Raw genomic sequence first — 13,815 nt, 5'->3', positions numbered from 1 at the left:
CGGCATCCGCGAAGCGTGGCGTGTCCGGTCGCGCCATCGTAGCCTGCGACGACACCCCATGATGATGCGGTAACGCGCGCGACGCGGCCGCGCCACGCACGCATTCCGGCGATTGGATGGGGTGCCGGGGCGCGCTCGGGGCACTGTCATGTGGCTGCGCGTATAATGCGGGCTGTTTTTCGGAGAGTTTGATGAAGATCGAAAAGAATACCGTCGTCTCGGTGACTTACAAGTTGTCGGACGCTCAGGGCAACCTGATCGAAGAAAGCGGCGCCGAGCCGATGGTTTACCTGCACGGCGGCTATGATGGCACGTTCCCCAAGATCGAGGAAGCGCTCGACGGCCAGGACGTCGGCTATGAGACGCAACTGCAACTGGAGCCGTCCGATGCGTTCGGCGATTACGATCCCGAGATGATCAAGATCGAAGCGCGTGGCCGTTTCCCGGATCCGCTCGAGGTCGGCATGCAGTTCGAAGGCACGCCGGAGGACGATGACGATGAGTCTGACACGCTGATCTATACGGTAACGGATGTCGCCGAAGACAAGGTCGTGCTCGACGGTAATCACCCGCTCGCCGGCATGGCATTGCGTTTCGATTTGAAGGTGGCGGACGTGCGTCAGGCGACGGAAGAGGAAATCGAGCACCAGCACGCGCATGGCGCGTCGGGGCTTGAAGTCGTCGACGAAGACGAGGACGAGGACGGCGCTCCCACGCTGCACTGAGGCTGCGCCGTCGCGTTGCCGTAACGCCGTGCTGCCGTTGCACGGCAGGGCAGGCGAAGTACGACGCACCCGCCGCATTCGAGCAAACGCCGAGTCAGACGCATTGCGTAATGCAGCGCGTCTGACTCGGCGTTTGCGTTTGTGGCGCGTATTCAGTGAGCGTGCCGGGTCGGGCGTGCGTCCATGTTCGGGCGGAGCGCGGGCCCGATGGGCATGACGCCCTGATTGGGATCGGACGCGGACGGATCCAGGTCGTTCGACGTGCCGGACGACGGGTAGAGTGCCGAGTATGGCGCCGCGTAGGGCAAACTGCCGGGGGCGGACGGTGCCGCACCGGCCGAGGCTGCTGCTGGCACCGGGCTCATGCCGCTGGCACGCGGCGCGTTCGGTGCCGCCGCGCGATTGGACGGTAGCGTCACCGCCTCGAAGTGGAACAGTGACGACGTGCCCGGTTCGACCCGCACGCGTACCCATTGATTCGTGGTCGGCGAGCCGTAGGTGCTCAGTTGTGTGAACGATTTCACCAGTGCGCCGCGGGCATCGCGCAGGGGCTGTACGTGGCGCATTGTCTTGCCGCTGTCGATGAGCAGAACCGGTTCCCTGAAGCGATTCGTGAGCCGTAGCAACTGCAGCCGGAATTCCTTGTAGCCGTCGACACCGCGGCGTCCTGCACGATCCGAGAAAAGGCCCCGCAGCCCGCCGCCTCGCGCCGGCTCGAATGCTGGATCGGCCTGGGCGATAATGACCATCCCGATGGCCCCCTTTTGCTTCGCGTACACGATGGCATGCTGCAGCCAGACGCGCGTCGCCACGGCCCGATCCTCGAACTCGCCGTTACGTCCCCCGGCCGAGCGGTAATTGTTGTTGTTGCCCGGCAGATTCAGGCCGACGAAAACCACCCCGCCATAGAACCACCGCACGTTCTCGTGATATTGACGAAAGCGCGCCATATCGCTCTGACGCGTGAGATCGAACGGTGCGTGTCCCGCGGGGCCCGGGCCAAGCATCGCGTCGTCGTTGAACGCGTGATCGCGCAGGAAGTCGAGCCGCTCCACGGCGTTGTAGCCGCCCTCGTTTGCGCGCTGGCAATCGGCCCAGTCGTTCGCGCCTGGCACGTAGACAAGCGGCTTGGGCGAGCTGGCAAGGAGACTCAGGCGCTCCGTGACGAGTTCGTCGTGGCATGACTCCGCAACGCTCTTGAGATTGCCCGCATGCACGACGAACGCGGCCTGGCTGTCACCGATGCTGGCCAGCACGCTGCGCACGACCGGCACGTCGGTGTTGCTGAACGGTGTGTTACCCAGCACCGCGAATTCGAACGGCGGCAGCTTGCGCGGGCCTTTGGCGCTGGGCTTGGTCGTGGCAGTCCGGGCGCTCGCCGATATCGCTGTCGCCGGCGCTGTCCCGGCCACGAGCGCGAACGCGAGCGCCACCAGGCACACGGTGCGCAGGCCGTGGCATGTGTGACGAAGTCCGCGAAGGCGAGGCAGGCTCGGCATGAGAGGCGGTGACGTCAGTTAGCGCGGCCGTCCAGCAGGCCTCGCAGTTCGTACAGCAGGTCGAGCGCGTCGCGCGGCCGCAGGTCGTCGGGATCGATCTGCGACAGGCGCGCCAGCGTGGCTTGCGCGGCCGGATCGAGGGCGGCACCGTGCCCCGAGCGATGGCCGTCTGGCATCGCCAGTCGGCCGATTGACGCGCTATCCGATGCCCCCGTCGATGCGTCATCGATTTCGTGTTCGAGCGGGGCGCGCGGTGCAAACAGATCGAGCTGCGGCGCGGCGGGATCGAGGGCCTGTTGTTCGAGCAACGCGAGATGCTTGCGTGCCGCGCGAATGACCGGCATTGGCACCCCGGCGAGTTGCGCGACCTGCAATCCGTAGCTCTGGCTTGCCGGGCCGTCCTGTACCGCGTGCAGGAACACGATCCCTTCGCCATGCTCGACGGCCGACAGGTGTACGTTCGCGCACTGCGCGAACTCGTCGGGCAGTTGCGTCAGCTCGAAATAGTGGGTGGCGAACAGGGTGTAGCTGCGGTTGTGTCCAAGCAGATGCCGTGCGATCGCCCAGGCCAGCGCGAGACCGTCGAACGTCGACGTACCGCGCCCGATTTCATCCATGAGCACCAGGCTCTGGTCGGTCGCCGTGTGCAGAATCGCTGCCGACTCGGTCATCTCGACCATGAATGTCGAACGTCCGCCGGCGAGATCGTCCGATGCGCCGATCCGCGTGAAGATGGCATCGAGCGGGCCGAGGCGTACGGCCTCGGCGGGCACATAGCAGCCGACGTATGCGAGCAGGGCGATGAGGGCGGTCTGACGCATGAACGTCGACTTGCCGCCCATGTTCGGGCCGGTGATGAGCAGCAGGCGGCGTGCGTCGCCCAGCGAGCAGTCGTTGGCGATGAAGCGCTCCACTTGCTGTTCGACGACCGGGTGGCGACCCTGGCGAATGTCGACCACACGATCTTCCACCAACTCGGGCTTGACCCACCCCAGCGTTTCGGCGCGCTCGGCCAGTGCGGCGAGAACGTCCAACTGGGCGAGCGCCTGTGCAATGCGCTTGAACTCGGTAATGTGGGGCAGCAGCGCTTGCAGCAGTGCGTCATACAGCAGCTTCTCCCGTGCGAGCGAGCGCTCCTGCGCCGACAGCGCCTTGTCCTCGAACGTTTTCAGCTCCGGCGTGATATAGCGCTCGGCATTCTTGAGCGTCTGGCGGCGGCGATAGTCGTCGGGCACCTTGTCGGTCTGGCCGCGCGTGACTTCGATGTAGAAGCCGTGCACCTTGTTGAACTCGACCCGTAGATTGTTGATGCCCGTGCGCGCACGCTCGCGCGTCTCCAGATCGACGAGGAACTGGCCGCAGTTCTCCGAGATGTCGCGCAACTCGTCGAGATCGGCGTCGTGACCGCGCGCGATCACCCCGCCGTCGCGCAGCATGGCCGCCGGCTCTTCGGCGATGGCGCGCGTGAGCAGCGCGAGCGCGGTCTCGGGAATCGCGAGGTCCTCATGCAACATCGCGAGCAGCGGCGAGCGCGCTTCGACGGCGCGCAGCGTGGTGTGCAGTTCGGGCAGGCGGCGCAATGCGTCGCGCAGGCTCGACAAGTCGCGTGGCCGTGCGGTGAGCAGGGCCAGGCGCGCCGTGATTCGCTCGACGTCCGCCACGTGCCGCAATTCGCTGTTCAGCGCGCGCCACGTGCCCGGGCCCTCGAGCAGCGTGGCAATGGCCAGTTGGCGCGACTGCGGCACCTGCTGATCGCGCATCGGGTGATGCAACCAATGGCGCATCAGACGGCTGCCCATCGTGGTGCCGCAGGTATCGAGCAGCGAGAGCAGCGTCGGCGACTCGGTGCCGCGCAGCGTCTCGGTGAGTTCCAGGTTGCGACGCGTGGCGGCGTCGAGACCAATATAGGCGGCTTCCCGTTCGACGTTCAGATTTTGCACATGACGCAAGGACTGGCCCTGCGTGGCGGCTGCGTACTGCAGTAGCGCACCGGCCGCGCCCAGCGCCGGGTTCAGGCCGTCGCAGCCGAACGCCGTCAGGCTCGCGACGCCCAGTTGATCGCGAAGACGTTGTGTCCCGGCGGCCGTGTCGAAATGCCAGTCGGGCACGCGCGTCGTGGTGCCGAGGGAGAATTCCGCGAATGCCTCGGCGGCACTGTCCGGCACGAGCGTCTCGGCCGGGCGGATGCGCTCCAGTTCGCGCGGCAGCTTGTCGGCAGCCACTTCCATCAGGCGCAGCTCGCCGCTGGCAAGCGAAAGCCAGGCAAGGCCGGCGACACGCTCGCTCGCGCGGCGCGCCGGGGGCATTTGCACGGCGAGCAGATACTGGTCGACCTTGTCGCTGAGCAAGGCGGCGTCGGTCAGCGTGCCGGGCGTGACGATGCGCACGACCTTGCGCTCGACCGGCCCCTTGGCGGTGGCCGGATCGCCGATCTGCTCGCAGATGGCCACTGACTCGCCGAGCTTGACCAGCTTGCCGAGGTATTGCTCCACGGCGTGATGCGGCACGCCGGCCATGCGAATCGGTTGCCCGCCCGACTGGCCGCGTGCGGTGAGCGTCAGGTCGAGCAGGCGCGCCGCCTTGGCCGCGTCGTCGTGAAACAGCTCGTAGAAATCGCCCATGCGATAGAAGACGAGCATGTTCGGATGGTCGGCCTTGATGCGCGTGTACTGCTGCATCATCGGCGTCATCGGTGCGGTGGGGGCGGGTGTGGCTTGGGCTTGTGTGCTCGTCATGAATTCAGTCGGGTCGGACAGGTCGGGCCAGGAGGCATCGCGGCAGCGGATGCCGGCCGAGGTGCGATGTCGCGGCGATCCGGTGTGACGCATGCCGTTTCGCCCCTTCGTGGCGCGTTGGATGCGCAATTTTACGACGGGTTCGGCACCCATCGTTATCGGGCTACCCGGAATGTCGCATGCGAGTGTCGATGCGTCTGTTACGCGAAGGCGGCGAATTCTACTCAAGTTTCCCAAAAATGTGCCGTTTCGGTGGGTAAGCTCCCGCAAAAAATACCAAAAGCATCACAAGCTACTCTCGCACGGGCCATATGGTGAAGTCATTGAAGGGACGGGTCGCGGCCACGACGGCTCTCGTCTCGATGATATTGATCGTCGGCGTGGCCGTCGGCATCGAGTTTTTCGTCTATGGGGAATTGCGAAGCGCGATGCAGGCGCAGCTCGACACCCAGGTCAAGCTCGTGGCCGAGCAGCTTGACGACAAGTTGCGCGGGAAGTTTCTCGCCTTGCACCGCATGGCGCGGCACATGGGAAATCCGTACGCGATGACGATCGCGCAGTTCGACGCCTTCGCCACTATGTCGGTGTCGATGCCCGAGACCTTCAACACGTTCTTCGTGGCCGCCCCCGATGGCCGCATGCTCTACGACTCGACGTTCCCGGCCACGGCGATCAATATTGCCGACCGCGATTATTTCCGGCAATTGCTCGCGGGTGCGCCTCAGGCGGCATCGGGGCTGATCGCGGGCAGGATCACGCGCTCGCCAGGCATCATCCTTGCGGTACCCGTGGTGGACGCGCACGGCAAGACGATCGCCGTGATCGGCGGCGCGGTCAATCTGTTGCGGCAGAACTTCATGGTGGATCTGGCCAGCAATGCGATCGGCGCGACCGGCCGCTACTGCGTGACGACGAACGAAGATCCGGCACGTTACGTGATCCAGGCGGACGTGACCAAGATTCTCTCGCCGGTTGGCCCGGCCCAGACGTTGTGCGGCGTGCGCGATCCCGGCCCGGAACACCTCTTGCACATGCATCCGCTCGTGGCGCGGGCGAGCATGGCCACGACGGGCTGGTCGGTGATGGCGGTACTGCCGGGCACCGAAGCGTTCGATCCGCTCGCGCGTGTGCGGCGCCGGGTGACCCTGCTGGCCATCGCCGTGATCGGACTGGCCGCGTTCGCGATGTGGTGGATGGCGCGCCACATGTTGCGCCCGCTCGATACACTGCGCGACCTCGTGCAGCGCAGCGCCAGCGATATGCACGCTGTGCAATCGCTGCCTGTGCAGCGTGCGGACGAGATCGGGGCCCTCGCGAATGCGTTTCGCGACATGATGGAGCAACTGCGCGATCGCACCGAGGCGCTCGAGGGCTCGCGAGAGGCGGCGCGTGCGAACGTGCGCCGCATGCAGGAAATTGCGGATCGCGTGCCGTATCTCGTAGCGTTTCTCGACAGCGCAGAGCGCTTCGCGTTCGTGAATCGGGCTTGTGAGATGCGGTTGCGCCATCCGCGCGAACGCATTCTCGGGGCGACGGTGAGCGAACTGCTCGGTCCATCGCTACACCGCGAATTTGCGCCGCATCTCGCCCGGGCGTTCGCGGGGGAGGCCACCACGTTCATCTGGGATTTCGGCGAGGACGTGGCGTATCGTTGCTTCGAAGTCAGTTATCAGCCCGAATGGGCCATGCACAACGTGCTTGCCGGCGTTCACGTGTTCGTGCGCGATATCACTGTCGAGCGATCGAACGAGCGCCGCTGGCGGCGCGAATCGCACACCGATCACCTCACGGGACTGCTCAATCGCAAGGGCTTCGACCAGGCGCTGGCGGGCGCGTAGCGCGTCGCGCGTGACGGGGGCGAGGCGCAGGCGTTGCTGTTCGTCGATCTGGATCGCTTCAAGCTCGTCAACGACACGTGGGGGCACGCGCTCGGCGACGAGTTGTTGCGACGCCTGGCGAAACGGCTCGTTACGTGCGTGGCAGAGGGCGACGCCGTCGCGCGCTTCGGCGGGGACGAGTTCGCCGTCATCATGCGCAACGTTCAGGACGTTCTCCACGTCGAGCGCACGGCCATGGCGATTCTTGACGCGGCGTCGCGACCGATGACGCTGTCGGTCGGCCCGGTCACGGTCGGTGCGTGCGTGGGCGTGGCGATGGTGGCGTGCGGTGAGGTCAAGACGCCCGGCGAGATGTTCGAAACGGCGGACCGCGCGCTGTACGAAGCGAAGCATGGCGGACGCGGACGCTTCGTGCTCGGCGACGGCGCGAGCGTCGCGCATTAGGGACAACCAATCAATTGCGCGACGGCGATCAGCTTCCCTGACGATACGGGCGTGAATTGTCTGACGCACAATAGGCGACGCCATCCGTTCGCCTCGACGTGCGGCGCACGGTGCTCGGGCGTGGGACCTTTCTTCACAGGAGGCAGGCATGAAAGTCGAAGGCGGACGAAGCCGGGCAGCAACGCGGGCGGCTTCCGACGCAGGGTGGCGCGAACCCGGGGCGCGCCGTGAGCCACCGCAGGCTTCGCATCGGCGGCCGCGCGCGCGGCACGACGCCGATGCGCATGACGACAAGTCGAGGCACTTGAGCTTGTCGATTCGCGAAAATGAAGTGTTTCACATGCTGGTCGACGGTCTGGCCGTCAATGAAGTCGCGCACGCGATGCATTTGAGCGAGCGGACGATCGCATCACACGTTGCACATATCCAGCACAAGCTCGGACTCGACGATCATGCGGAATTGATCGACTACGCCATACGGCACGGGCTGATCGACGAAGGATCGGAAGGCGTCGCCTGACGGCGTCTGGGCGAGGGGGGCGCCGACGGGCCTGCGGGTCGTTGGCGCCCCGCTTTTGGGGATAACCCGGCGCGTCGCGCGCGGTCTCGCGATCGCACGCGACGCGCCCGCGTCCTGCAAGTCCCTCGCTCTGCTCCAGCATTGCTCCAACGGCCCCAGCGGCTCCAGCACTACGCCGCCAATTGTCCCGAATAAGCCTGTTTGATTCCGAATGCTACCGAGGCCCGCGTCGACGGCCAACGCGATCACGCCGTCGGTGATAAGGTACCGGCTCGGCACAATTTTCACGCAAGGTCTGTGGTATGGCAGGTGCGCAGCGCTCGGCTCGCATCGCGGCCGCATGACCGTCGCGACCCTAATGAGACAGGCGGCCCGCGTGGATGCGGGGGCGTCGCCCAGACAACCGAGGACAGACACGATGAAGGCGATCGAGATTACCCAATATGGTGCACCGGACGTGCTCAAGCGCGCCGAGCGGCCGCGCCCCGAACTCAAGCCGGGCGAGGTGCTCATCAAGGTGACGGCGTCGGGCGTGAACCGTCCCGATGTGCTTCAGCGCATCGGTCAGTACCCCGTGCCGCCGGGCGCGTCGGACTTGCCCGGGCTTGAAGTGGCGGGCGAGATCGTCGACGGCGTGCTCGACGGCCCGGACAACCGCTGGGGATTGAAAGTCGGCTCGCGCGTGTGCGCGCTCGTGCAGGGTGGTGGCTATGCCGAGTATTGCGCGGCGCCGCTCGCGCAGGTGCTGCCGGTGCCGCAAGGGCTGTCGGACGTGGAGGCGGCGTCGCTGCCGGAGACTTTCTTCACCGTGTGGAGCAACGTGTTCGATCGCGCTCGCCTTGGTGAGACCGAGTCGGGCGAAAAGGAGACGCTCCTGGTGCAAGGGGGCACGAGCGGTATCGGCGTGACGGCGATCCAGCTCGGCGTGGCGCTGGGCCATCGCGTGTTCGCAACCGCCGGCTCCGACGAGAAGGCTCGCGCGTGCGAAGCGCTCGGCGCGGAGCGGGGCATCAATTACAAGACCGAAGACTTCGTCGCCGTGACGAAGGCGCTCACCGGCGATCGCGGCGTGGATGTCGTGCTTGACATGGTGGGCGGCGACTACCTGCCGCGTGAAGTGCAGGCGCTGGCGTTCGACGGGCGCATCGCGGTCATCGCGTTGCTCGGCGGCAGCAAGGCGACGCTGGACATGGGCGCGCTGCTGCGCCGCCGCCTGACGGTCACCGGCTCGACGCTGCGCCCGCGCTCGGTGGCTTTCAAGGCGGCGATCGCACAGAACCTCTACGAAAAGGTCTGGCCGTTGTTCGCGGCAGGCAAGATCCGGCCCGTGATTTATCAGACGTTCCCGGCCGAACAAGCGGACAAAGCCCATGCGTTGATGGAAACGAGTACGCACGTCGGGAAGATCGTGCTGACCTGGTAAGGCAACTCACGTCGGCCGACGAGGCGCATCTGCGTGAAAGCCTCATTTCATGCGGATTCTCGCGTTTGACGGCCGTCGAAATTGACCCCCATGCCCCTGACGCACTAGAATGAGAGGTTTTTCGTCCTTATGCATTGGGGGATCAGGCGTGACAATCGGTACTGCGGCTTCGGCTCGCACCCTTGGCCGCAAGGCTGGCAAGCTCGTCGTGGGCAATTGGAAACTGCATGGCAGTCTGGCCGGCAATGAGGCGCTGCTGGGCGACCTGCTGGCGTCGCCGGTGTTGAGCGCCCCAGGCGTGACGGCGGCCGTGTGTGTGCCGTTCCCCTATCTCGCCCAATGCCAGGTTCGTCTCTCAGGGCAGGTGCTGGGCTTCGGTGCGCAGGATGTCTCGGCTCAGGTGGGCGGTGCCTACACGGGCGAAGTCTCTGCCCCGATGATTGCCGAGTTCGGCGCGCAGTTCGTGATCGTGGGTCACTCGGAGCGCCGCACTTATCACGGCGAGACCGATGCGGGCGTCGCGGCAAAGACCGTGCGTGTGCTCGACGCGGGCATGACACCGATCGTGTGCGTCGGCGAGACGCTTGCCGAGCGCGAGGCCGGCGAGACGAAGGCCGTCGTGGCGCGTCAGCTCGATGCGGTGCTCGCAGCGCTGACTGTGGCGCAAGCCGTGCGGATCGTCGTGGCCTATGAACCGGTCTGGGCGATCGGCACGGGCAAGACGGCGACGTCGGCCGAGGCACAGGAAGTGCATGCGCACCTGCGCTCGTTGTTGCGCGCGAAGGGTGAGTCGGTCACGGATGTGGCGGTGTTGTACGGCGGCAGTGTGAAGCCGGATAACGCGGCGGAGCTGTTTTCGATGGCGGACGTCGATGGCGGGTTGATCGGCGGCGCGGCATTGAAGGCGGCAGATTTTCTGGCGATTTGCGAGGCGGGTCTGCCGCGCTGACGTCAATGCCGGGCATGGTAACGGCATGAAATAGTCATGATGCAGTGCACCAAAATGCACGGCAAATTGGATTCTTCTATACGGGTGATGAGATGGGGTTGTTGAAAACGTTGTTGATCGTGGTGCAGGTGCTTTCCGCGCTGGGCATCATCGGTCTGGTGTTGCTCCAGCATGGCAAGGGTGCCGACATGGGCGCTGCGTTCGGTAGCGGTTCGTCGGGCAGTCTCTTCGGTGCGTCGGGTTCCGCAAACTTCCTGTCGCGCACCACGGCTGTCCTGGCGGCCGTGTTCTTCGCGAGCACGCTGGGTCTCACGTATCTCGGTTCGTACAAGCCGGCGGCAAACATCGGTGTCCTTGGTAATTTGCCGGCGGCGACATCGCCGATGACGACGTCGGGCGTGGCCGCAGCAAGTGCCCCGGCGCCCGCTTCGGTGGCCAATCCGCAAGACGTGCCGAAGTGATTCGCGGCATGCTTTGTGACGTGTAATAAGCTGTAAAGAAAATCGAAAAAAAATCGATTTGTGCGTTGAACAAAATGCTGAAGAGCGCTAATATAGCGGTCTTGAAGCGATTCGTAAGTGACGGCGGATTGCAGAATTTGAATGCCGACGTGGTGAAATTGGTAGACACGCTATCTTGAGGGGGTAGTGGCGAAAGCTGTGCGAGTTCGAGTCTCGCCGTCGGCACCACAGTTCTCCGATGCCAGCCTTGCGTTTATGCTTTGGCTGGCATTTTATTTTGTGCTCACTGTTCATCCGCTTTTTGGCCCCCACGCCAATGACGAGAGCGGTTTTTGGACTAACCAAAAAGAGGGTAGAGTTGAACCTCGGAACCTATTATCCCGTCCTGCTGTTTCTTCTGGTAGGTGGCGGTCTTGGGGCGCTGCTGATTGGGGTCGGTAAATTCCTCGGCCCCAACAAACCCGACAGCGCAAAACTCTCTCCATACGAGTGTGGCTTCGAGGCATTCGAAGACGCGCGCATGAAGTTTGATGTGCGCTACTATCTCGTCGCCATCCTTTTCATCCTGTTCGATCTTGAAACGGCATTTCTGTTTCCGTGGGGCGTCGCCCTGCGCGATATCGGCTGGGTGGGCTTTATCTCCATGATGGGTTTCCTGCTTGAGCTGCTGGTCGGTTTCGTGTTCCTGTGGAAGCGCGGTGCGCTTGACTGGGAATAAAACCGTCAACGTTGTTGGCTGCATTGCAGAAGGATTCAGGGTAAGCATATGAGCATCGAAGGGGTTTTGCGCGAAGGGTTCGTCACCACGACGGCTGACAAACTCATCAACTGGACGCGCACGGGGTCGCTGTGGCCGATGACATTCGGTCTGGCCTGCTGTGCCGTCGAAATGATGCACGCCGGCGCGGCGCGTTACGATCTGGACCGGTTTGGCGTGGTGTTCCGCCCGAGCCCGCGTCAGTCGGACGTGATGATCGTGGCCGGTACGCTGTGCAACAAGATGGCACCTGCGCTGCGCAAGGTGTACGACCAGATGGCCGAGCCGCGCTGGGTGATCTCGATGGGGTCATGCGCCAATGGCGGCGGCTACTATCACTATTCCTACTCGGTGGTGCGCGGTTGCGATCGCATCGTGCCGGTCGACGTCTACGTGCCGGGCTGTCCGCCGACGGCCGAGGCGCTCGTCTACGGCATCATCCAGTTGCAGTCGAAGATCAAGCGGACTGCGACGATCGCGCGCAAATAACCGCCCCCGCCCATGTCTACACTACAACAACTCAAGACCACCCTGCAAAACGTGCTTGGCGCCCGCGCCGAGCTGTTGGTGGAAGCCCTCGACGAGCTGACGCTGACCGTCAAGGCGAGCGACTATCTCGAGGTGGCGCGCACGCTGCGCGATCATCCCGAGCTGAAGTTCGAGCAGTTGATGGACGTTGCTGGCCTGGACTACTCGGCCTATGGCGACGGTGCCTACGACGGCCCGCGTTACGCCGCGGTCTCGCATCTGCTCTCGCTGACCCACAACTGGCGTCTGCGTGTGCGCGTGTTCGCACCGGACGACGATCTGCCGGTCGTGGCGTCGCTGATCGATCTGTGGAGTTCGGCCAACTGGTTCGAGCGCGAAGCGTTCGACCTGGTTGGCATCGTGTTCGAAGGTCACCCGGATCTGCGCCGGATTCTGACGGACTACGGCTTTATCGGTCACCCGTTCCGCAAGGACTTCCCGACCTCGGGTTATGTCGAGATGCGTTACGACCCCGAGCAGAAGCGGGTGATCTACCAGCCGGTGACGATCGAGCCGCGCGAAATCACGCCGCGCATCATCCGCGAATCGCATTACGCCGGTCTGAAACATTAAGGTGGCCTTGTGGCAGACATCAAGAACTACACTCTGAACTTCGGTCCGCAGCACCCGGCAGCGCACGGCGTGCTGCGCCTGGTGCTCGAGCTGGACGGCGAAGTGATCCAGCGTGCCGATCCGCACATCGGCCTGTTGCACCGTGCGACCGAAAAGCTCGCCGAGTCGAAGACGTTCCTGCAATCCGTGCCGTACATGGATCGTCTGGACTACGTCTCGATGATGTGCAACGAGCACGCCTATGTGATGGCGATCGAGAAGCTGCTCGGCGTCGAAGTGCCGATCCGCGCACAATACATTCGCGTGATGTTCGACGAAATCACGCGAATTCTGAATCACCTGATGTGGATTGGTTCCCACGCGCTCGACGTGGGTGCGATGGCGGTGTTCCTGTACGCCTTCCGTGAGCGCGAAGATCTGTTCGACGTGTACGAAGCCGTCTCGGGGGCGCGCATGCACGCGGCGTACTACCGTCCGGGCGGTGTGTACCGCGATCTGCCGGACGCGATGCCGAAATATCGTGCGTCGAAGATGCACAACGAGCGCGCCATCAAGAAGATGAACGAAGCGCGCGAAGGCTCGCTGCTCGACTTCATCGAAGATTTTGTCAACCGCTTCCCGAAGTGTGTCGACGAGTATGAAACGCTGCTCACCGACAACCGTATCTGGAAGCAGCGTCTGGTGGGCATCGGCGTGGTGTCGCCCGAGCGTGCGATGCAGCTCGGCTTCTCCGGCGCGATGCTGCGCGGTTCGGGCATTGCCTGGGATCTGCGCAAGAAGCAGCCGTACGAAGTGTACGACCGCCTCGATTTCGACATTCCGGTAGGCAAGGAAGGCGACTGCTACGACCGCTATCTGGTGCGCGTGGAAGAGATGCGCCAGTCGGTCCGCCTGATTCGTCAGTGCGTGACCTGGCTGCGTGCCAATGAAGGTCCGGTGATTACGGACAATCACAAGGTGGCGCCGCCCTCGCGAGTGGAAATGAAGTCGAACATGGAAGAGCTGATTCACCACTTCAAGCTCTTCACCGAAGGCTTCCACGTGCCCGCCGGCGAGACGTATGCCGCTGTCGAGCACCCGAAGGGCGAGTTCGGCATCTACCTGGTGTCGGACGGCGCGAACAAGCCGTACCGCCTGAAGATTCGTGCGCCGGGCTTTGCCCATCTTTCCGCGCTCGACGAGATGGCGAAGGGTCACATGATTGCCGATGCTGTCGCGATCATCGGGACCCAGGACATCGTGTTTGGCGAGATCGATCGCTAAATGCGCAGCGGGCGCCTCTGGCGCCCGCAAGTTTTGATTCGGCAGGGTTTCGCAGGTCGATGCCATTGCCGTTCCAGTTGCCGTGCCTGTGAGTCGCGGG

At 64.1% G+C, this 13,815-nt stretch carries 12 protein-coding genes, 1 tRNA gene and 1 pseudogene; 12 read left to right on the top strand and 2 right to left on the bottom strand.

Going from position 1 to position 13,815, the window contains the following annotated elements:
• Nucleotides 1-191 precede the first annotated feature (191 nt).
• A complete protein-coding gene (locus PTE31013_RS08650) occupies nucleotides 192-725 on the top strand; it encodes an FKBP-type peptidyl-prolyl cis-trans isomerase (protein ID WP_150612407.1) in 534 nt (177 codons plus the stop codon).
• Between the two features lie 152 nt (nucleotides 726-877).
• Here the strand turns inward: PTE31013_RS08650 and PTE31013_RS08645 are convergent, their stop codons facing one another.
• Together PTE31013_RS08645 and mutS are read right to left on the bottom strand one after the other, a co-directional pair.
• On the bottom strand, nucleotides 878-2,224 hold the full coding sequence (locus PTE31013_RS08645) for a hypothetical protein (protein WP_150612406.1): 1,347 nt from the start codon (nucleotides 2,222-2,224) through the stop codon (nucleotides 878-880).
• A gap of 14 nt (nucleotides 2,225-2,238) precedes the next feature.
• A complete protein-coding gene (gene mutS / locus PTE31013_RS08640; protein WP_150612405.1) occupies nucleotides 2,239-4,959 on the bottom strand; it encodes a DNA mismatch repair protein MutS in 2,721 nt (906 codons plus the stop codon).
• A 311-nt stretch (nucleotides 4,960-5,270) separates the two neighbouring features.
• Here mutS and PTE31013_RS08635 point away from each other — a divergent pair, with 311 nt between their 5' ends.
• The 11 genes and pseudogenes from PTE31013_RS08635 (at nucleotide 5,271) to PTE31013_RS08585 (ending at nucleotide 13,715) form a co-directional block, all read left to right on the top strand.
• Nucleotides 5,271-6,797, top strand: a complete 1,527-nt coding sequence (locus tag PTE31013_RS08635) for a PAS domain-containing protein (RefSeq protein WP_150612404.1) — start codon at nucleotides 5,271-5,273, stop codon at nucleotides 6,795-6,797.
• 24 nt (nucleotides 6,798-6,821) lie between these two features.
• Nucleotides 6,822-7,241, top strand: a pseudogene (locus tag PTE31013_RS08630) (diguanylate cyclase domain-containing protein); the annotation flags it as partial.
• 148 nt (nucleotides 7,242-7,389) lie between these two features.
• A complete protein-coding gene (locus PTE31013_RS08625; RefSeq protein WP_150612402.1) occupies nucleotides 7,390-7,761 on the top strand; it encodes a response regulator transcription factor in 372 nt (123 codons plus the stop codon).
• A gap of 418 nt (nucleotides 7,762-8,179) precedes the next feature.
• Nucleotides 8,180-9,184 carry an NAD(P)H-quinone oxidoreductase gene (locus PTE31013_RS08620; RefSeq protein WP_150612401.1) on the top strand — a complete coding sequence of 335 codons (1,005 nt, stop codon included), beginning with the start codon at nucleotides 8,180-8,182 and terminating at the stop codon, nucleotides 9,182-9,184.
• A gap of 154 nt (nucleotides 9,185-9,338) precedes the next feature.
• Nucleotides 9,339-10,133 carry a triose-phosphate isomerase gene (gene tpiA / locus PTE31013_RS08615; protein ID WP_150612677.1) on the top strand — a complete coding sequence of 265 codons (795 nt, stop codon included), beginning with the start codon at nucleotides 9,339-9,341 and terminating at the stop codon, nucleotides 10,131-10,133.
• Between the two features lie 92 nt (nucleotides 10,134-10,225).
• Nucleotides 10,226-10,594, top strand: a complete 369-nt coding sequence (gene secG / locus PTE31013_RS08610; RefSeq protein WP_150612400.1) for a preprotein translocase subunit SecG — start codon at nucleotides 10,226-10,228, stop codon at nucleotides 10,592-10,594.
• A 143-nt stretch (nucleotides 10,595-10,737) separates the two neighbouring features.
• A tRNA-Leu gene (locus PTE31013_RS08605) sits at nucleotides 10,738-10,822 on the top strand.
• A gap of 130 nt (nucleotides 10,823-10,952) precedes the next feature.
• On the top strand, nucleotides 10,953-11,312 hold the full coding sequence (locus tag PTE31013_RS08600) for an NADH-quinone oxidoreductase subunit A (protein WP_150589685.1): 360 nt from the start codon (nucleotides 10,953-10,955) through the stop codon (nucleotides 11,310-11,312).
• 48 nt (nucleotides 11,313-11,360) lie between these two features.
• Nucleotides 11,361-11,840, top strand: coding sequence for a NuoB/complex I 20 kDa subunit family protein (locus tag PTE31013_RS08595; RefSeq protein WP_010807413.1), 480 nt, complete (start codon nucleotides 11,361-11,363; stop codon nucleotides 11,838-11,840).
• A gap of 12 nt (nucleotides 11,841-11,852) precedes the next feature.
• A complete protein-coding gene (locus PTE31013_RS08590; protein WP_150612399.1) occupies nucleotides 11,853-12,452 on the top strand; it encodes an NADH-quinone oxidoreductase subunit C in 600 nt (199 codons plus the stop codon).
• A gap of 9 nt (nucleotides 12,453-12,461) precedes the next feature.
• Entirely contained in the window at nucleotides 12,462-13,715 is a 1,254-nt protein-coding gene (locus tag PTE31013_RS08585; RefSeq protein WP_150612398.1) for an NADH-quinone oxidoreductase subunit D, read from the top strand.
• The last annotated feature ends 100 nt before the right edge of the window (nucleotides 13,716-13,815 follow it).

The organism is Pandoraea terrigena (assembly GCF_902459705.1).
Classification (GTDB): Bacteria; Pseudomonadota; Gammaproteobacteria; order Burkholderiales; family Burkholderiaceae; genus Pandoraea; species Pandoraea terrigena.
This window is presented reverse-complemented; position numbering and strand designations above follow the sequence as displayed.